At 67.0% G+C, this 20902-nt stretch carries 9 protein-coding genes and 1 pseudogene; 4 read left to right on the top strand and 6 right to left on the bottom strand.

The window, feature by feature from the left end; genetic code table 11:
* Window positions 1-216 precede the first annotated feature (216 nt).
* A complete protein-coding gene (locus KY501_RS38475; protein ID WP_224368858.1) occupies window positions 217-4647 on the top strand; it encodes an immunoglobulin-like domain-containing protein in 4431 nt (1476 codons plus the stop codon).
* 78 nt (window positions 4648-4725) lie between these two features.
* Here KY501_RS38475 and KY501_RS38470 read toward each other — a convergent pair whose 3' ends face one another.
* From KY501_RS38470 to KY501_RS38460, 4 genes and pseudogenes are all read right to left on the bottom strand, one after another.
* On the bottom strand, window positions 4726-5280 hold the full coding sequence (locus KY501_RS38470) for a pilin (RefSeq protein WP_373691695.1): 555 nt from the start codon (window positions 5278-5280) through the stop codon (window positions 4726-4728).
* Window positions 5271-5367 (bottom strand): annotated as a pseudogene (locus KY501_RS54425) (prepilin-type N-terminal cleavage/methylation domain-containing protein); the annotation flags it as partial. The gene KY501_RS38470 and the pseudogene KY501_RS54425, both read right to left, overlap by 10 nt.
* Window positions 5368-5657: 290 nt before the next feature.
* Window positions 5658-6302: a prepilin-type N-terminal cleavage/methylation domain-containing protein gene (locus tag KY501_RS38465; protein WP_224368856.1), complete on the bottom strand. Its 645-nt coding sequence runs from the start codon at window positions 6300-6302 to the stop codon at window positions 5658-5660.
* Between the two features lie 281 nt (window positions 6303-6583).
* Window positions 6584-7231: a prepilin-type N-terminal cleavage/methylation domain-containing protein gene (locus KY501_RS38460; RefSeq protein ID WP_224368855.1), complete on the bottom strand. Its 648-nt coding sequence runs from the start codon at window positions 7229-7231 to the stop codon at window positions 6584-6586.
* A gap of 927 nt (window positions 7232-8158) precedes the next feature.
* Between KY501_RS38460 and KY501_RS38455 the strand changes: the two genes are divergently transcribed.
* From KY501_RS38455 to KY501_RS38445, 3 genes are all read left to right on the top strand, one after another.
* Window positions 8159-16270, top strand: a complete 8112-nt coding sequence (locus KY501_RS38455) for an immunoglobulin-like domain-containing protein (RefSeq protein WP_224368854.1) — start codon at window positions 8159-8161, stop codon at window positions 16268-16270.
* 178 nt (window positions 16271-16448) lie between these two features.
* Window positions 16449-18899, top strand: a complete 2451-nt coding sequence (locus KY501_RS38450; RefSeq protein WP_224368853.1) for an ELWxxDGT repeat protein — start codon at window positions 16449-16451, stop codon at window positions 18897-18899.
* Window positions 18896-20035, top strand: a complete 1140-nt coding sequence (locus tag KY501_RS38445) for an aminotransferase class V-fold PLP-dependent enzyme (RefSeq protein WP_224368852.1) — start codon at window positions 18896-18898, stop codon at window positions 20033-20035. Before KY501_RS38450 ends, KY501_RS38445 begins: the two co-directional genes overlap by 4 nt.
* On the opposite strand, the gene KY501_RS38440 is transcribed toward KY501_RS38445, so the two are convergent.
* Both KY501_RS38440 and KY501_RS38435 read right to left on the bottom strand, forming a co-directional pair.
* Window positions 20022-20477 (bottom strand): DUF6691 family protein, encoded by a 456-nt coding sequence (locus tag KY501_RS38440; protein WP_224368851.1) that lies wholly within the window; start codon window positions 20475-20477, stop codon window positions 20022-20024. The two genes, KY501_RS38445 and KY501_RS38440, sit on opposite strands and share 14 nt — an antisense overlap.
* Entirely contained in the window at window positions 20474-20902 is a 429-nt protein-coding gene (locus KY501_RS38435) for a YeeE/YedE family protein (RefSeq protein WP_224368850.1), read from the bottom strand. Before KY501_RS38435 ends, KY501_RS38440 begins: the two co-directional genes overlap by 4 nt.

Below are 20902 nucleotides of genomic sequence, written 5' to 3'. Positions count from 1 at the left end.
TTGCGTAGAGATCGACGTCGAAAAAATCTGCCGAGACAGTGTTTCGGTGAGAGCGCGGAACCTGTCTTCACACAGCAAAGCGTGACAAGGGTGGCTGCTTTTGCGCGAGACGTGTCGCTACAATTCGTAGCGGCTCCACGTGCGACGGAGCGAGCGTCAGGACGCCCGTGACACGGGGGGGCAGCCAAACGCAGTTCCACCCTGAGGGCATGCTGTATGAGAACTCGCGCAGCGACTTACGTCGTACTGAGCAGCCTGCTCTGGGCCACGCCGGGACTCTCCCTGGCGCAGGACCTGGGGGGCACGCTCCAGAAGACTTTCACCACGGATGCGGACTTCGCGCTCGGCACTTTCTCGGGCACGCGTGCCGGAGCGCCCGACGCGGATCAGCTCCGTATCGACACGGGCTCCAACGTGCCTCCCTACTTCTGGGTGGCCAACGCCGTTGATGGCATCGTCACCAAGGTGGACACGCGCACCGGGCGTCAGGTGGCGCGCTACGACTCGGTGCTGGTGCGCAACTGGGACAACTCGGTGCCGTCGGTGCGGCCGCCGCGTGACTCGTGCAACTACCCGGTGTCCACGGTGGTGAACGCGCGCGGGGATGCGTACGTCGTCAACCGGGGCAACTGCGCCTCCACCTTTGCTTCCATCACCAAGTACGCCGGCACGCTGGCCGCGTGCGTGGACCGCAACGGCAATGGCCGGATCGACACGTCCACTGACGCCAGCGGCGATGGCACCATCAACCTGAGCGACACCGCCGAGTTTTCCGGGCAGACGGACGAGTGCATCCTCTGGACGAAGAACTACACGGCCGTGGCCGATCCGGGCCGCTCCATCGTGGTGGATGCCGACCAGAACATCTGGGCCGCGGGCACTTCCTCGGCGAAGCTCTACCAGTTGGATGGACTGACGGGTGCGGTCCTCAAGACCCTCGACCTGAAGGCCGAGACGGGTTCGGCGGTCTCCATCCAGGCCCTGGCGGTCGGGCCGGAGGGCCACCTCTACTCGTCGGACAGCAGCACGCTGCGGCTCGTGTGGAAGATCAAGCCGGACGCGGCGGCGGGCGCCCACGTGGTGGACTCGCTGAGCTCGCCGGTGCCCACCTTCGGCGTCGTCGTGGATGGCAACGGCATGGTGTGGCTGGGCACGGACTCGGACTCCGCCACGGGCCTCGTGATGGCGAATTTCACGGCGCACACCATCCAGCAGGTGGGCGCCAATGGCGGCTGCAGCGGCCGCATGCATGGCGTCGTGGTGGATGGCTCTGGTGACATCTGGGCGGCGTGCTTGAACAGCAACCGCGTGCTGCGGGTGAGCTCCGCGGGCGCCGCCAAGGGCAGCTGGTTCGTCGGCACCCGGCCCGAGGGCGTGTCGGTGGCCGCGGACGGGAAGATCTGGGCCACCGTCCAGGGCTCGGACACCCTGGCCGTCGTCAACCCCGCGGTCAGCACGACCATCCAGTCCTATGCGGCGGGTGGGCAGCCGTACACGTTCGGAGACATGACGGGCTACCACCATTCCCGCTTCGTCTCGCGTCAAGGCGTGTGGAGCGCGGTGCATGACAGCGGAGCCACAGGGACAAACTGGGGCACCGTTCGCTGGAACCAGGAGGCGCAGGGCGCCACGCCCACGAACACCAGCATCACCGTGAAGGTGCGCGCCGCCAACACGCGGGATGCGCTGGCCTCCCAGGCCTTCGCCACCGTGGCGAACAACCAGACCTTCGCCGGCATCCAGGGCCGCTACCTCGAGGTCCAGGTCACGCTGCGCTCCGTGAACTTCAGCGGGGAGCCGGTGCTCAGTGATCTGTCGATCCTCTCCAGCAACGCCCCGCCGGTGGCGCTCTGCCAGAACCAGGACGTCTGCGCGGGCCCGGCGTGCACCGCTCAGGTCAGCATCAACAAGGGGTCGTACGATCCGGATGGAGACGCCATCTCGCTGGCGCAGTCGCCTGCGGGCCCGTATGCCATCGGCTCGCGCGCGGTGAGCCTCACCGTCTCCGACAGCTTCGCCAGCGCGAGCTGCTCCGGGAGCGTGAACGTGCGTGACTGCGAGCCGCCCACCATCACCTGCGGCCCGCCGGTGCAGGCCGAGTGCACGGGCAACCAGTCGGCCTCGGTGTCGGCGGGCGGAGCGGACGCCACGGATGCGTGCTCCACCGTGAGCGTGAGCGGCCCGGGCCTGGCCTCCTATCCGCTAGGCACCTCCTCCGTCACGTACACGGCGACGGATGCGGCGGGGAACACCGCCACGTGCACCACCGAGGTGCAGGTGCGGGACACGCTGCCTCCCTCCATCACCTGCCCGGCGCCTGTCACCGCCGAGTGCGTGGGCGGCGGCGCCTCCAACACCTCGGTGGGCACGGCGAGCGCCACGGACGTGTGCTCTCCCGCCACGGTGCTGGCCCCTGGGCAGGCCAGCTTCCCCCTGGGCACGGCGTCGCTCACCTGGTCCGCGACGGATACCTCCGGTAACTCGGCCAGCTGCACCGTGCCGTTCACCGTGGCGGACACCCAGGCGCCGACCGTCTCGCTGGTGGGCTCCTCCTCGCAGACGCTGGAGTGCGGCTCCTCCTATACGGATCCGGGCACCACGGCGACCGACGCGTGCGCGGGCAGCCTCTCCGCGCGAGTGGTGGCCAGTGGCACCGTCGACCCGGCGGTGCCCGGAAACTACACGCGGACCTATCGCGTGACTGATCCGTCGGGCAACACCTCGGCTGAAGTGACGCGCACGGTAAAGGTGCAGGACACCCAGGGCCCGAGCGTCACGTTGAACGGTCCCTCGTCGCTGACGCTCAACTGCTCCGAGACGTTCGTCGATCAGGGCGCCACCGCGGTGGACTCATGCCGTGGGGACGTTACCGACCGGGTGACGGTGTCGGGCTCGGTGAACTCCGGCAAGGCGGGCTCGTACGTGCTCACCTACGGCGCGACGGACCCGGCGGGCAATGCCGCCACACCGGTGACGCGCACGGTGACGGTGCTCAGCGCCCAGGGCCTGTCCATCGTCCTCAATGGCGCCAACCCGCTGCCGCTGGAGTGCAAGCGCGACTGGTACTCCGAGCCCGGCGCGACGGCGGTGGATGGGTGCTCCGGGCCCAGCTCCGCTGCCATCACCATCGATCACCCGTACATCGACTCGAACACTCCGGCCACCTATTCGGTCAGCTACCGCGCGCAGGACAGCGCGGGCACCGTGGCCACCGCTGTGCGCCAGGTCGTCGTCCAGGACACCCTGGCCCCGGAGATCTTCCTGAACGGTCAGGCCAGCATGGCCATCGAGTGCAAGGCGGGCACCTATGTGGAGCAGGGCGCCACGGCCACGGACCTGTGCTCGGGAGATCTCACCTCGGCCATCACCTTCTCGGGCGCGGTGAACCCGAACGCGACGGGTGCATACCCGGTGCTCTACCGCGTGCAGGACGGCAGCGGGCGCGTCGCGGAGAAGGTGCGGGACGTGAAGGTGGTGGACACGCGCGCGCCGACGATCACCCTCGAGGGAACGGCCGTTCCCGAGCTGGAGTGCTCGCGGGATGGCTTCCTGGCCATGGGGGCCACGGCCACGGACCTGTGCGCGGGTGACATCACCAGCCGCATCACCGTCTCGGGCACGCAGAACATCGTCGCGCCGGGGACGTACCCCATCACCTACAACGTCACGGATCCCTCCGGGAACGCGGCTCAGAGCGTCACGCGCAGCGTCACCGTCAAGGACACGAAGGCCCCCGTGTTGACCATCAATGGCGAGGCCGACATGACGCTGGAGTGCGGCGTGGACATCTACACGGAGCTGGGGGCCAAGGCGTATGACGCGTGCCAGGGAGACCTGACGAGCCAGGTGCGCACCTACGGCAACGGCGCCAACCCCAGCGCGGTAGGCACGTACAGCATCCAGTACGGCGTATGGGATGCGTCGGGCAACACCAGCATGGCCCTGCGCACGGTGAAGGTGGTGGACCGCCTGCCGCCCACGATCACGTTGGTGGGCTCCTCCGTCGTGCAGCACGAGTGCGCCAGTGGCTCCTTCGTCGATCCCGGCGCCACGGCGAAGGACGTGTGCTACGGCGACCTGACGCTCTCCATCAACAAGACCGGCAGCGTGAATGCCTGGACGCGCGGCAGCTACGCGATCACCTACAACGTGCAGGACAGCACGCTCCTGAAGGCCCCGTCCGTCACGCGCACGGTGCAGGTGGTGGACACGGTGCCGCCGACAGTCGACTGCCGAGAGAACATCGTGTGGCCGGCGGACCAGAGCATGAAGAGCTTCTCGCTGGCGGACTGTGTCACGGCCACGGATGCGTGCGACGGGTACGCGATCCCCAACAACGGCACCATCCTCTCCATCTCCAGCGACGAGCCCGAGGATGTGGCCGGTGACAGTGATGGGAGCACCACGGGGGACATCGTCATCACCGGCAAGAGCACCTTCAGCGTGAGGGCCGAGCGCCGGAGCGACGGGGATGGGCGCGTGTATGCGGTGACCTTCGTGCTGAAGGATCAGTCGGGCAATGCCAGGACGGGCCAGTGCAAGATTCGCGTGCCCGTTGCCGACGGAGGCCTGGCCAGTGACAGTGGCTCGTCCGCGGGCTACTCGGTGCAGGCGCCTCAGCAGGTGGCCAGCAGCTCGGCCCGGTAGTCGCGAGCGCGTTCACGAAGGGAAACGGCCCGTGTCTCGTCGAGGGACACGGGCCGTTTTGTTTCATCCGCCTTCAGATCAGTCGCAGTTGACGTCATTGTAGACGTTGAAGGGCTCGCCAGCGGCGACGTTCTCCGGAGCACCAGTGGCCGGGCAGGTGGCCTGGAGCTGGCCGTCCGAAGAGGCAATGGACCAGGTGTCGGCCTTATCGTTGACCGGGGTGTTGTCCACGTCACCCGCGCCGTAGGCGAGGAAGTCCCAGCTGTCCTGCGAGCCGAAGACGCCCGCGTTGGAAGCCATCCCATTGCTGGTGGCCTTCATGTTCCAGGTAGCGCCTGACAGAGACTCCACCGTGAAGAAGGCGGGGAAGCTCGGGAACTTGAACTGGTCCAGGCCGATGCAGGTGTCCATGTTGTTCTGGATGGTGTCAACGCCCGAGCGGTTCTCGTAGGAGGAGCAGTCGTTGTCGAGGTGGTAGCTGTAGCGGTTGCCGCGCTCGGGGCTGAAGCCGGAGGAGCGGATGGCCGCAGGCGGCATACGCTGCTGGGTGCGCAGACCGGTGAAGAGGCTCTTGAGGTTGGTGGTGACTTCGGACTGTCGGGCGCGGGCCTGGAAGCGGACGAAGTTGGGAATGGCGATGGCGGCCAGGATGCCGATGATGGCGACGACGATCATCAGCTCGATCAGGGTGAAGCCATGGTGACGGCGGTGGGTCTTCATAAGCGTACTCCCTTGAGTTGTGTTGGGTGGAGGTGAAGGACAGCGAGGAAAAGGAAGAGCAATCGACGGGCCATGCAGTGTGAAACAGTAAGTGATTGAGATTGCGAGGAGTTGGGGCAGGCATTGCGCGAGGGAAATGACAAAGCAGGGCAGTGGGTGACAGCTTTGGGCAGACGAGACAGCGCATGGTGGGAATGGAGTGGGGAGCAGGAACAGCCAAGCCCGCAAAGAGAAGACCCCCGAGTGCCTCGCCGCACTCGGGGGTCTTCTCTGATCAACTCATCTGAGTATCAGTCGCAGTTGACGTCGTTGTAGACGTTGAAGGGCTCACCGGCGGCGACGTTCTCCGGATAGCCCGTGGCCGGGCAGGTGCTCATGAGCTGGCCGTCCGCAGAGGAGATGGACCAGGTGTCGGCTTTGTCGTTGACCGGGTTGTTGTCCACGTCACCGGCGGCGTAGGCCAGGAATTCCCAGTCGTCCTGCGAGCCGAAGATGCCCGCGCTGGAAGCCATGCCATCGTTGGTGGCCTTCATGTTCCAGGTAGGGCCTGACAGCGCCTCCACGTTGAAGAAGGAAGGGAAGCTGGTGAACTTGAACTGGTCCACGCCGATGCAGGTGTCCGTGTTGTTCTCGACGGTGTTGACGCCTGCGCGGTCCTCGTAGGTGGGGGAGCAGCTGTCGTCGAGGTGGTAGCTGTAACGGTTGCCGCGCTCAGGGCTGAAGCCGGAGGAGCGGATGGAACCGGCTGGCTTGCGCTGCTGAGTCCGCAGACCGGTGAAGAGGCTCTTGAGGTTGGTAGTGACTTCGGACTGGCGGGCGCGGGCCTGGAAGCGGACGAAGTTGGGGATGGCGATGGCGGCCAGGATGCCGATGATGGCGACGACGATCATCAGCTCGATCAGGGTGAAACCGTGGCGGCGGCGGTGTGTCTTCATGAGGATGTTCTCTTGAGTTGTGGGTGAAGGACAGCGAGGAAAGGGAAGAGCAATCGGCGGGCCATGCAGCGTGAAACAGCAAGTGCATGAGATTGCGAGGAGTTGGGGCGGGGATGGCGCGAGGGAAATGACAAAGCAGGTCAGTGGGTGACAGCCTTGGGCAATGGAGTCAGGGCTCGGCGTGAATCGAGTGAGGCGTAGGAGCCGAGCCCGCAAAAGAGAAGACCCCCGAGTGCCTCGCCGCACTCGGGGGTCCAGACTCTTGTCAGCTCACCTGAGTATCAGTCGCAGTTGACGTCGTTGTAGATGTTGAAGGGCTCACCGGCGGCGACGTTCTCCGCATAGCCCGTGGCCGGGCAGTTCGCTTGGAGCATGGCATCCGAGGAGGCAATGGACCAGGTGTCGGCTTTGTCGTTGGCGGGGGTGTTGTCCACGTCACCGGCGGCGTAGGCCAGGAAGTCCCAGTCGTCCTGCGTGCCGTAGATGCCCGCACCGTTAGCCAAGCCATTGTTGGTGGCCTTCATGTTCCAGGTAGGGCCTTGCAGCGCCTCCACGCTGAAGAAGGCGGGGAAGCTGGGGAACTTGAACTGGTCCACGCCGATGCAGGCGTCCGTGTTGTTCTGGGTGACGTCAACGTTCGAGCGCTCCTCGTAGGTGGGGGCGCAGTCGTTGTCGAGGTGGTAGCTGTAACGGTTGCCGCGCTCAGGGCTGAAGCCGGAGGAGCGGATGGAACCGGCTGGCTTGCGCTGCTGAGTCCGCAGACCGGTGAAGAGGCTCTTGAGGTTGGTCGTGACTTCGGACTGTCGGGCGCGCGCCTGGAAGCGGACGAAGTTGGGAATGGCGATGGCGGCCAGGATGCCGATGATGGCGACGACGATCATCAGCTCGATCAGGGTGAAGCCCTGGCGACGTCGGTGCAGTGTCTTCATGATGAGTGTGCTCCTCGGTTTGTGTTGGAGATGTGAAGGACGGCGAGTCCCAGCAAGAGCAATCGGCGGGCCATGCATGTCGACACGGCAAGCGCACGAGATTGCGAGGAGTTGGAGCGAGCGCGGCGCGAGAGATGCGACAAAGCAGGGCAGTGGTGACGGCCTTGGGCAGTTGAACCCGCGCGGCGCGAGTGGGGAGCGGATCATTCGCGCGGTTCGCAAAAGAGAAGACCCCCGAGTGCCTCGCCGCACTCGGGGGTCCAGACTCCGTTCAACTCAGTTTCAGCTCAGTTACTATTGTCATCCGCCTTCATATGGAGCAGCTCAGCGGCGGCGACGGTCTCGGAGCGGCCCATCTGTCGTGCGAGAACGCGTCGACGCTGCGTCGGGGGGCATGAGCAATCAGCGGGCCACGCGCGAGCCCGCCGCAGGCCCACGGGATTCCTGGCGGTTGCAGCGCGCACCCCGCACGAGCAGCGACGAAGGAGGGCAGGCCGGTGACGCACTTCGGCACTGGCGGACCGATGGACCAGGCGCGTGATCCACACTCACCGACCGCTCGCAACTCCTTTACAGGAGTCGACATCCGGCACGAACTCCGGGGCGTGACGCACCGTTTCTCGAAGTTGGAGCTCGAAACACCTGCGACTGGGTGCGCACATGTCTGCCCCTCTGCGACAGTCCAGGGAATTCGATTAAACCGAGAAAATATCTACTTGCTTGGCTCTGCCTAAAAGGGAAAATTGCGGGACGGCTGAAGTGAAACTTTCAGCTAGGAGATGGTGGCGCAAGGTCCCGGGCCCCCCGGTTGCGCCCACATCGCCGTCTGCGAGTGAATCTTTCGAGTCGTGAAAAGCAGGTCCGTGGGATGCCGAGCGCTTTGTTCTTTAGACCGAGTCGTTCTTCAAGCCGTGGGGGATGTACAGCATGAAACTCAAAGGCGTATGGGGAGCAGCGCTGGTGGTGGTCGCCTTGGCGGCCAGCTCCTGCGACCAAAAGGAAGGTGCGCCACCGCCTGACGTCGCCCCGGCGAGCACGCGCACGACACGTCAGGACGTTCGTAGCACCAACAAGGTGCTGATCCTGAGCAGCACCGTGGATGGAGGCGCCAACAGCAAGGAGGCCGCAGCGGTTCAGGCTGCCAACTCCGCCACTCAGATCGAAGTCGTGACTCCGGCACAGTGGAACACGATGACGGCCACGCAGTTCATGTCCTACAAGGCCATCATCATCGGCGACGCGGCGTGCGAGAGCGGGTCCGCGGCGTTCCAGGCGGCCATCAACAACCGCAAGACCTGGGGCCCCATCATCGATGGTGACGTCGCCATCATCGCTTCAAACCCTTCCAGCAACGGTGTGGACCAGCTGGTGTACAACGGCGTGAAGTTCGCGCTGAACTCGGTGCAGTACCTGACCGGTATGTACGTCTCGCTGGGCTGCGCCTACCAGGATGCCGCCGCCCCGACGCATGTGGAACTGCTGGAGCCGTTCGGCGAATTCCAGGTCCAGGGCCTGTCGACATGTGCGGACACCGAGCACATGTTCGAGATGTACAACAGCATCATGTCCACCGACACGTGGGACTGGGCGCTCGTGGGCAATGACGCGTGCGCGACGCGGACGGTCTTCACGAAGTACCCGGACCACACCTTCTCGTATGCGGCGATCGCGGTGAACTCGTCTGGAGACCCGCTGCCGGGCGAGCGACACTACATCGATTACAGCATCGACCCGGGCAACGAGACGCCCTACACGGGCACGCCGTACGTCATCGTGCGCGGAGCCATGCCGCTTGGCGGCGGGTGCGGTACCCCCAACGCTCCCCTGACTTCGCAGGATCCTCTCCTTGTCTCCGAGGGATGCGACCTGGGTGACGGCATCAACGGCGCTCCCAACGACGGCAGCCAGAGCCCCGACGCGCTCTGCTCGTGGTCGTGCCAGATGCACTGGTGCGGCGACGGCCATACGGACGTCGACCAGGGCGAGGAGTGCGACAACGGCGGCCATAACGGCCGCACCGGTGACACCAGCGCCAACATCGGCGCGTGCAGCTCGTTCTGCAAGATTCCCGACATCCCGTCGAACAACAACCCGCCGGTGGCGCTGTGCGCCGCTCGGTCGGTGCAGGTGACGAACACCTGCGGCATGACGGCCGACATCAACAACGGCTCCAACGATCCGGACGGCGATCTGGCGGGCTGCGTTCAGAGCCCGGCGGGCCCGTACAGCATTGGCGAGACGATGGTCACGCTGACGTGCACGGATGACGCGGGCAACCAGGCTTCGTGCGAAGCCAAGGTGACGGTGACGGACAAGGTGCTGCCGACGGTGGCCCTGAGCGGCTCGCCGAACCAGACGCTGGAGTGCGTCAAGGGCGGCACGTACACCGATGATGGCGCGACCGCGAGCGACCTGTGCGAGGGCCCGCTGCCGCAGAGTGCCATCACCAAGTCGGGCACGGTGAACATGGGCGTGCCCAGCCTCTACACCCTGAGCTACTACGCGACGGACTCGTCCGGTAACCAGTCCGCGACCGTTCAGCGCAAGGTCACCGTGTCCGACACGCTCAAGCCGGTCATCACGCGCAATGGCATGGACACGACCATTGAGTGCCGCGACGCCTACACCGACCAGGGTGCCACGGCGGCCGACCAGTGCGACGGCCCGCTCAATGTCGTGACGACCGGGTCCGTGAACTCGGCGGCGGTGGGCGACTACGTGCTCCGCTACAACGTGAAGGACGGGGCTGGTCACCCTGCCGATGAGATGACCCGCACCATCTTCGTGCGTGACAGGTTGAAGCCCACCGTCACGCCCATCGCCCCGACGACCCTGACTGCAGAGTGTGGTGGCACCTTCACCGATCTGGGCGCCACGGCCGACGACTTGTGCGCTGGGGCCCTGGTGGCGTCGGTCCTCAACAGCAATCTCGACCTGAAGGTGCCGGGTAGCTACAGCATCACCTATAAGGCGACGGACCCGTCCGGCAACGTGGGCACTTCGTCCGCGCGCTCGGTGACGGTGTCTGACACGCTGGTGCCGACGCTGACGCTCCTTGGCGAGCCCTCCATGGGCCTGGAGTGCGCCACGGCGTTCACCGACCCGGGCGCCTCGGCCAGCGACCAGTGCTACGGCAACCTGACGAGCGCCATCTCCAAGACGGGCACGGTGAACAACAAGCAGCTGGGTACGCCTCAGACCATCACCTACAACGTGAAGGATCCGAAGAACAATGCCGCGACTCCGGTGACGCGTACCGTCACGGTGAGCGACACGCAGGGCCCGACCGTCACGGTCAATGGCCCGCTGAGCCAGAACGTGGAATGCGGCGGCGCGTACGCGGATCCGGGCGCCTCGGCCAATGACGCGTGCGCCGGCGCGCTGACGGTCACGGTCAACAGCCCGGCCAACCCGAACGCCCCTGGCAACTACGACGTGACGTACAGCGCGACGGACCCGTCGGGCAACACGACCACGTCGGCCTCGCACCGCACGGTGACGGTGAGCGACACGCTGGCGCCGACGCTGACGCTGCTGGGCGCTTCTCCCTCGACGCTCGAGTGCGGTGGCACGTACACCGACCCAGGCGCCACGGCCAGCGACCAGTGCGCTGGCAACATCACCGCGAACATCACCAAGACGGGCTCGGTCAACGCGCAGCTGCCTGGGCCGTACGGGCTCCACTACACGGTGAGCGACGGCAACGGCCACAGCGTGTCGGCCGACCGCACGGTGACGGTGAAGGACACCCTGGCTCCGACGGTGACGCTCACCGGCCAGACCACGGTCTCCGTGGAGTGCGGTGGCGCGTACAACGACCCGGGCGCCACGGCGAGCGACGCGTGCGCCGGGACGCTGGCGGCAGTGCCCACCTCCACGCCGAACGCGAACATCCCCAACACCTACAACGTCTACTACACGGCGACGGACCCGTCCGGCAACGTGGGCACCTCGGCCACCAGCCGCACGGTGACGGTGGCGGACACCCTGCCGCCGACCATCACCCTCAACGGTCCGGCCAACCTGCCGCAGGAGTGCGGTGTGGAGTTCAACGATCCGGGCGCCACGGCCAACGACCAGTGCGTCGGCAACCTGCCGGTGACGAAGGCCGGCGGTGTGAACGTGCAGGTGCCCGCCGCCTACCCGCTGACCTACAGCGCGAATGACGGCAGCCACACCGTGACCACGGAGCGTACGGTCACGGTGAGCGACACGCAGGCTCCGACCATCGCTATCTCGGGCGATCTCAACGTGACGTACGAGTGCGGCTCGCCCTACGTGGATCAGGGCGCGACGGCCAACGACACGTGCGATGGCAACCTGACCAACCGCATCGTGGCGACCCAGACGGGCAACCAGGCCGAGCCGGGCGTCTTCACCATCTCGTACAGCGTGACGGACAACGCGGGCCACCAGACGGTGTCGCCCACGCAGCGCACGGTGCACGTCAACGACAACGCCCCGCCCACCCTGGTCCTCAACGGCTCGGCGACGGTGGCGCTCGAGTGCGCCGATCCGTACAACGACCTCGGTGCCAAGGCCAACGACGCGTGCTTCGGTGACGTGTCCAGCCGCATCACGAAGACGGGCACGGTGAACAACAACCAGCCGGGCAGCTACCAGGTCACCTACAACGTGTCGGATCCGGCGGGCCAGGCGGCTCCGGCGGTCTCCCGCACGGTGAACGTGAGCGACACGAAGAAGCCCGTCGTCACCATCAAGGGCTCGGCCACGGCCACGGTGGAGTGCGGTGGCTCGTACGCGGATGAGGGCGCGACGGCGAACGACGCGTGCGCCGGGGCGCTGACTGCGGTGGCCAACACCGTGATCGACCCGACCGCGCCGGGCAACTACACCGTCACCTACTCGGCGACGGACCCGTCCGGCAACACCGGTGTCTCGGCCACGGGCCGCACGGTCACGGTGGCGGACACGCTGCCTCCGACCATCGCGCTCAACGGCCAGGCCACCATGGGCCTGGAGTGCGCCTCGGAGTTCGCTGATCCGGGTGCCACCGCCAACGACCAGTGCTCCGGCGCCCTGCCGGTGACCAAGTCGGGCAGCGTGGACCAGATGACGCCGGGCGCCTACCCGCTGCACTACTCCGCCACGGATGGGGCCAACCACACCATCAGCGTGGACCGCACGGTGAACGTGAGCGACACGCTGCCGCCCGCCATCACCCTCAACGGCAACGTCAATGACACGTTTGAGTGCGGCACCTCCTACGTGGATCCGGGCGCGGTGGGCTTCGACGCGTGCGCCGGGACGGTGCCGGTCACCTCGACGTCCGTGGGCAACCCGAACCAGCCGGGCCAGATCATCTACACCTACACGGCCAAGGACCCGTCGGGGAACAGCTACACCTCGCCGATCACCCGTACGGTGACGGTGAACGACAACGCTCCGCCCGTCCTGGCGCTCATCGGCTCGGGCACCCAGTCGCAGGAGTGCGGTTCGCCGTACACCGACCCCGGTGCCACGGCCAACGACGCGTGCTTCGGCGACCTGACGGCGCAGATCACCAAGACGGGCACGGTGAACACCGCCCAGCCGGCCAGCTACCAGATCACCTACAACGTGACGGATCCTTCGGGCCAGTCGGCTCCGGCGGTCCACCGCACGGTGAACGTGAGCGACTCGCTGGCGCCGACCATCAACGTGCTCGGCCCGCTGAGCCAGTCGGTGCAGTGCGGCAGCGGTCCCTTCGCGGATCCGGGCGCCACGGCCAATGACCAGTGCGCGGGCGACCTGACGGCGCAGATCGTCAAGTCCGGCAGCGTGAACTCGGGCGCGGCGGGCAACTACAGCATCACCTACAGCGTGACGGACCCGGCGGGCCACACGGTTACCTCGGCGGATACCCGCACGGTGACGGTGGTGGACAACCTGCCGCCGACGCTGACGCTGCTGGGCAATGCCAACTCCGGCCTGGAGTGCGGCTCGGAGTTCAACGATCCGGGCGCGACGGCCAACGACGCGTGCGCCGGGGACCTGACGGGGCAGATCACCAAGTCGGGCTCTGTGGATCCGAAGGTGCCGGCGACCTACACCGTGCACTACAGCGTGACGGATGGGTCCAACCCCGCGGTGACCGCGGACCGCACGGTGACGGTGAGCGACACGCTGCCGCCGACGCTGAGCCTCAATGGCTCTCCGACGCAGTCGGTGGAGTGTGGCGGCGAGTACACCGATCCGGGTGCCACGGCCACCGACGTGTGCGCTGGCAACCTGGACGCCAAGGTGCAGGTGGCCGGTGCGGTGAACACGCACCAGGTGGGCAACTACAACGTCAGCTACACCGTGAGCGACACGGCCGGCCACACCGCGGGCCCTGTCAACCGCGCGGTGTCGGTGGCTGACACGCTGCCTCCGACCATCCTCGTCAACGGCCCGACCGAGCAGGCGTACGAGTGCGGCGCGGCCTACGTGGATCCGGGCGCCACGGCGAATGACCAGTGCGCCGGTGACCTGACGAGCCAGATCGTGGCGAACCAGGTGGGCAATCCGAACCAGCCGGGCGTCTTCACCATCACCTACAGCGTGACGGATCCGGCCGGCCACAGCGTCACCTCGCCGGTGGTCCGCACGGTGCACGTGAACGACAACGCCGCTCCCACGCTGGCCCTCAATGGCCCGGCGCTGCAGAACCTGGAGTGCGGCAGCCCCTACGTGGATCCGGGTGCGACGGCCAACGATGCGTGCACTGGAAACCTCACGGGCTCCATCGTGCGCAGCGGCACCGTCAACTCGAACCAGCCCAACAACTACGTTCTCTCCTACAACGTGACGGATGTGGCCGGGAACAGCGCCCCGACCGTCACCCGCACGGTGCACGTGGAGGACACGCTCAACCCGACCATCACGGTGCAGGGCCCGCTCAACGCGACGTACGAGTGCGGCACGGAGTACAACGATCCGGGCGCCACGGCGAACGACGCGTGCTCCGGTGACCTGACCTCGTCCATCGTGAAGACGACGGCGCCGGTGCCGAACCAGCCGGCCAACTTCACCATCACCTACAGCGTGACGGACAACGCGGGCCACACCACGGTGTCCTCGACGCAGCGCACGGTGACGATGAACGACAACCTGCCGCCGAGCATCGTGCTCAACGGCCCGGCTCAGCAGACGCTGGAGTGCAGCGCTGGCGACTACGTCGATCCGGGCGCGACGGCGACGGACGCGTGCGTGGGCAACGTGCCGGTGACGGTCGCCGGCTCGGTGAACATGCATGTGAACGGCAACTACCAACTGCGGTACACGGCGCAGGACACGGTGGGCAACACCTCGCCCACAGTCACCCGCAACGTGCAGATCATCGACTCGGTGGGCCCGGCCATCACCCTCAATGGTGAGGCCGCTGTCAAAGTGGAGTGCAAGGCCGAGTACGTGGACCAGGGCGCCACCGCCGTGGACGTGTGCTCGCCGACGACCACCATCACCTCGACGTCCAACGTGAACACGGCCGTGCCGAACGCGTACCTGGTGACCTACTTCGCCAAGGACGAGAGCGGGAACACGACCCAGGCGGTGCGCAACGTGCTGGTGGAGGACACGACGGCTCCGGTCCTCGCGCTCAAGGGTGCCAACCCGATGGCGGCCGAGTGCGGCGTGCCGTACGTGGATCCGGGCGCCACGGCCACCGACTCGTGCCAGGCCGCCGCGCCGCAGGTCTTCCTCGACTTCAACGGCGTGGACATCACGAAGGTGGATACCTACACCGTGCGGTACCGGGCGCTGGACAACTACGGCAACCAGTCCTTCCTGGAGCGCACCGTGAACGTGAATGACACGAGGGGCCCGGTGATCTCGCTGGTGGGTCCGGAGTACGTGGAGATCGAGTGCGGCACCCAGCCTCCGCTGGACGCCACGGCGACGGACCTCTGCGAGGGCCTCGTTCCCCCCGATCGCATCACGCGCACGCCGGCCACGCTGCCCAATGTGTCGGACCCGGATGGCGCGGACTTCACGGTGACGTACACGGCCGTGGATAGCAGGGGCAACGTCAGCACCGGCAACGTGTCCCGCACCTACCACGTGGTGGACAACACGCCGCCGGTCCTGACGGTGAACGGGGACATGGACTTGTTCTACGAGTGCACGGGCCACGCGATTGGCAACGTGTGGCAGAACCCGGGCGCCACGGCGACCGACTCGTGCCAGGGCAATGTCCAGGTGCACCAGTACAACACGGGTGACGACGATGGCGACGGCATCCCCGGCGACATCGATCCGGACGACTTCGGGCCTGGCCCGACGACCGAGGTGGAGGGGCTGTACTACGTGCAGTACCTGGCGTGGGATGACAGCTACAAGATCTCCGCCGCCATCCTGTCCGTGTACGTGCAGGACACCCTCAAGCCGGTGCTCTCGCTCAACGGTCCGGAGAACGTCCAGACGCAGTGCTTCAGCCCGACGGACGATCCGACGGACGCTGATACCGAGGTGGACATCGATCCGGATCCGTACGTGGAGCAGGGCGCCACGGGTGACGACCAGTGCTACGGCGACGTGTCTCCGTCCGTCATCGTGTCGGGTCAGATCAACAAGACGCTGCCTGGCGTGTACACGCTCCGCTACGACGTGCGTGACGGCGCCTACAACTGGGCCGACTACGTCACGCGTTCGGTGGAGGTCATCGACAACCTGTCGCCGAAGCTGAAGGCCAGCCCGCCGATCAAGGTGTTCCCCGCGGACAACGGCATGCGGACGGTGCAGCTGAGCGAGTGCTCGCTCGCGTGGGATCGCTGCGACGGCTACATGGACATCATGACCAAGGCGTACGATCTGCAGGTCACCAGCAACGATCCGGCGAACGACGCGAACGACATCGTGGTGGTCAACAACGCCACGTTCCAGGTTCGCGCCAAGCGGACGTCCACGAACACCCAGCGGGTGTACACGGCGACGTTCAAGGTGGACGACAGCTCGGTCAACACGACGACCGGTACGTGCAAGGTCTACGTGCCGACGACGACGAACGAGCCGCCTCCGACGCTGCTGGCCGCGCCCCCGGAGACCCTGGCGGGCCGCTAGTCACTGCCGGTTGAAGTCCTCACACGGCCGGTGCCCGGAACACAGGGCACCGGCCGTCGTGTATTCAGGGGTATGCCACATTGGCAGATGGGCGCGGCGCACGCGGCGCGGGGCTCCCTCCGCGTGGGGGAGTGCGGTAGACAGGAGGTGGGGCTCCTTCCTGGAGGTGAGCGCAACCATGTGGCTCCACCGTCGCGCCGCGCACCTGCTGTTGCTCCTGTCCGTCCTGGTGCTGCCCGTGCTGTCGCGCGGGCAGCCTTCCGGTGGCAATGGCACGGTGCCGGGCGATCCGTGCGCGGTGCCCACGCGGGTGATGGGCTCCGAGACTCTCTCCCAGGCCGAGAAGCTGCTGGATGTGGCGGACACGCTCTATTTCGTGCGGAACAATGGCTCCGACTCGTCCCTGTGGATGGCTCAGGGAACGGCCAATGCCGTCGAGCTCCTGCCGTCCTCGCCGGGCTGGGGGAGCACCGACACGCTCAACCACCTCACAGCCGTGGGCAACAAGCTGTTCTTCACGGTGGACAGAGCGTCCTCGACGGAGCTGTGGACGAGCGATGGGAGCACCGTCGACCGTCTGAAGAGCTTTTCCAAGGGAGGGGTGGGCGATCAGTCCCATTTCACCGCCGTGGGCTCAACGTTGTTCTTCGCCGCGGCCGAGGGGACCCAGGGCTTCGAGCTGTGGCGGAGCGATGGAACTTCTGGGGGCACCGTTCTCGTGCAGAACATCCGCGCGGACCCTGAAGGATCCAACCCCTCGGAGCTGGTGGCGATGGGCGGTTGGCTCTTCTTCGCGGCGGATGACGGTATCCATGGCAACGAGCTGTGGAAGAGCAATGGGACGCAGACCGCGATGGTGCAGGACATCTGGAACGGTGGTTCCAGCTCCCCCAGCTCGCTGCGGGTGATGGATGGCATGCTCTACTTCACCGCCACGGATGGGAGCGCCGTGAACGCGGCGCTCTGGCGGAGCAATGGGGCAGGGCTGACCGAGCGGGTCTTCAATCTCGCCACCGCGGCGGGCCGGCCCGAGGCTCTCACCGTGGCGGGGAGCCAGCTCTTCTTCGTGCTCAAGGACACTGATCACGACGAAGAGGTGTGGGTGAGAGATGGGACGAGCGGGAGCACGCACCTGGTGGCGGACATTCAGCAGGGCCCGTACTCCTCGACTCCCCGGAACCTCACCGCCGTGGGCGGACAGCTGTTCTTCATGGCGAACGATTCGATCACCGGCCCGGAGCTTTGGCGGAGCGATGGTTCGCTGGCAGGAACCCGGCTGGTGAAGGAATTCGTTCCCGGCTCGACCGGTCCGTCCGACTCGGTGCTGCTGTCGGGCGCCGGGGTGCTGCTGGTGGAGATCAACGACAGCGTCTCGGGCCGCTCGCTCTGGAAGAGCGATGGGGTGGGCACGGTGCGGCTCACGGGCATCGCTCCGCCGGCGGAAAGCTCCACCCGGAGCGAGATGACCATCTCGGGAGGCCGGCTCTTCTTCGTGGCCTATGATCCCCAGGTGGGCGCGAAGGTGCTCTTCGTCCTCCCGCTCAACCAGGTGGACTGCTTCAAGCCCGTCCTGCTGTGCCCGGGAGATCTGCAGGTGGAGGCGGCCAGCTCCAATGGCTCGTACTTCTCCGTTCCCTACGCGGTGTTCGATGATGCGGTGGTCGCCCCCAGCGTGACGCCCGAGCCGCAGTCCCTCGCGCGCGTGTACCCGCTGGGAAACACGCACCTCACAATCGAGGCGAAGGACGGCGCGGGGAACAGCAAGTCCTGCGAGTTCAACGTCAATGTCCAGGACACGACGCCCCCGCTGCTGCTGTGCCCCAAGGCGATCGTGCAGGAAGCCACCGAGCCAGCCGGGGCCATGGCCACCTACTTCGTGGCGGCGAGTGACGCGGTCGCTTCGAACCTGCATGTGAGCTACAGCCATCAATCCGGGATCGTGTTCCCGGTGGGCACGACGAACGTCAATGTGACGGCCAGCGATGGGGTGAGCACCTCCACCTGCCAGATCCCGCTCACGATCCAGGACACGGTGAAGCCGAGCCTCACGTGTCCGGGGGATCAGGTTTTCCAGGCCGATCAAGCCGAGCCGAAACCTGTGCCCTACACGTACCAGGCGGACGATGCCGTCACCCCGAAGGAGGAGCTGAGCCTGATCACCGATCACCCGCCGGGCAGTGCGTTCCCGGTGGGGGAGACGCATGTGACGCTCACGGTGAAGGACAAGGCCGGCAATGCTTCGGAGCCGTGCTCCTTCTGGGTGAAGAACCTGGATTTGACTCCGCCCACGATCACCTGCCCCGGGCCCCAGCAGGTGGCCACTTCCTCGTCCGAGGGCACGGAGGTGCGTTTCCAGGAGGCGAAGGCGGAGGACAACCTGGGCGAGGTGCACGTGAGCTATAGCCCGGAGCCGGGCAGCCGCTTCCCTGTGGGGGAGACCGTCGTCACCGCCACGGCCACGGACGCGGGGCAGAGAACGGCGAGCTGCACCTTCACCGTGACCGTTGTCCAGCAGGCCCACGTGGCTGGCAGCTGCCAGGCGGGAGCCTCCGGTGGAGTGGTGGGCTGGTTGGTGCTGGTGCTGGTGCCGCTGTGGGCGCGCCGCCGGGCCGAGCGAGGGGCGCGGTGAGCTCGCCATTCGACGCCTACCGAGCTGAGTTCCCCGTCGTGGAGACGCAGCTGTACCTCAACCACGCGGGGGTGGCGCCCACGAGCGTGCGCGCCGCCAAGGCAGTGCGGGAGTGGATGGACGACGTGGTGCACCACGGCGTGCGGCACGAGCGCCAGTGGGAGGCCCGGGTCGAGCACACCCGGAAGCTCGCGGCCCGGCTGATCGGAGCGGAGCCGGAGGAGATCGCCTTCGTGCGCAACACCAGCCATGGATTGGGGCTGGTGGCCGAGGGACTGGACTGGCGGCCCGGGGACGAGGTGGCCGTGGCCACGTCGCTCGAGTACCCCTCCAACGTGTACCCCTGGCTGCACCTGAAGGATCGCGGCGTGGAGGTGCGGGAGATCGCCGAGAGCGAGGGCGGTGTCACTCCCGAGGCCGTGGCGGCGGCCCTCACTCCGCGCACCCGGCTGGTGGCGGTCAGCTCCGTGCAGTACGCCAGTGGCTACCGGACGGATCTGGATGCGCTGGGGGCCGTGTGCGAGCGCGCCGGCGTGCTGCTGTGCGTGGACGGCATCCAGAGCGTGGGCTGCGTGCCCGTGGACGTGAAGCGCAGCGGCATCCACTTCCTGAGCGCGGACAGCCACAAGTGGATGCTGGGCATCGCGGGCATTGGCATCCTGTATGTGAGGAAGGCCGTGCTGCCCCGGCTGCGCCCCGTGCTGGTGGGGTGGCGCAGCACCACGGATGCGTGGAACTTCCACCGCGCCCACTTCGAGCTGCGCTCGGATGCGCTGAAGCTGGAGGAGGGCAGTCCCTCGTATACGGGCATCTATGCACTCGGGGCCGCGCTGGAGTTGTTGCTGGAGGTGGGGCCGGTGGTCATCGAGGCCCGCATCCAGGAGTTGCTGCGCATCCTGGAGGGAGCGCTGCGGGCCCTGGGCTGTGACACGGGCCCAGCGCCGGAGCACCGTGCCGGTATCCTCACCTTCCTGCCTCCTGCTGGAGATCCGCGGCAGTTGCACGGCTGGCTGACCGAGCGCGACGTGACGCTCTCGCTGCGCCGGGGCCGCTTGCGCCTCTCGCCGCACTTCTACAACCAGCCCGAGGAGCTGGAGCGGCTGGTCCGGTGGGTGCGCGACTTCACGAGCCGGTGAGCCGTCCGTGAGGCTCGGAGGCGGTGGCTCGCGAGCGCTCCCACCACCCGAAGAGCCACATCCCGGCGAACATGGAGAGCACGAAGAGCAGGACCGTGTCGGCGCCCGAGGCGAGCGAGACCAGAGCTGGTCCAGGGCAGTAACCCGCGAGTCCCCACCCCACGCCGAACAGGGCCGCCCCCGTGACGAGGTGCCCGTCCACCCGTGCCTTCGAGAGCGTGGGGAAGGTTGGTGCCAGCACAGGGGCCTTGCGGCGGCGGATGAGCCAGGAGAGGGGTGCGTGCACGGCGAGCGCTCCGCCCATTACGAAGGCCAGGGTGGGATCCCAGGCGCCCGTGAAATCGAGGAAGGCCTGCACCCTGGCTGGATCCGTCATGCCCCCGAACCCGAGGCCGAGTGCGAAGAGCAGCCCGGCGGCCACCGCGGACCCCAGCGCGCTCATGGTGCACCTCCGGTGAGGTGGCGGACGAGGAAGACGGTGGCGGCGCCGGTGGCCATGAAGGTCAGCGTCGCCACGATGGAGCGCATCGCGCCCCAGGAGATGCCGCACACGCCATGGCCACTGGTGCAGCCATTGCCCAGGCGCGAGCCGAACCCCACCAGGAGCCCCGCGGCCACCACTCCTCCCGCTCCGGACACAGAGGAAGCTTCGACCACCTGGGGCCAGAGGATCCGCATGAGGATGCCGCCCCCGATGAGCCCCAGCAGGAACGCGAGGCGCCAGGCCCACTCGGCCCGGCTGGACGGGGCGAGGAGCCCTCCGGCAATTCCGCTGATGCCCGCGATGCGGCCGTTGAAGAGGAGGAGGAGCGAAGCGCTCGTGCCGATGAGCGCGCCCCCCATGAGCGCAACCAGGAAGGGGTGCAT

Source organism: Hyalangium versicolor, from assembly GCF_020103695.1.
Lineage (GTDB): Bacteria > Myxococcota > Myxococcia > Myxococcales > Myxococcaceae > Hyalangium > Hyalangium versicolor.
This window is presented reverse-complemented; position numbering and strand designations above follow the sequence as displayed.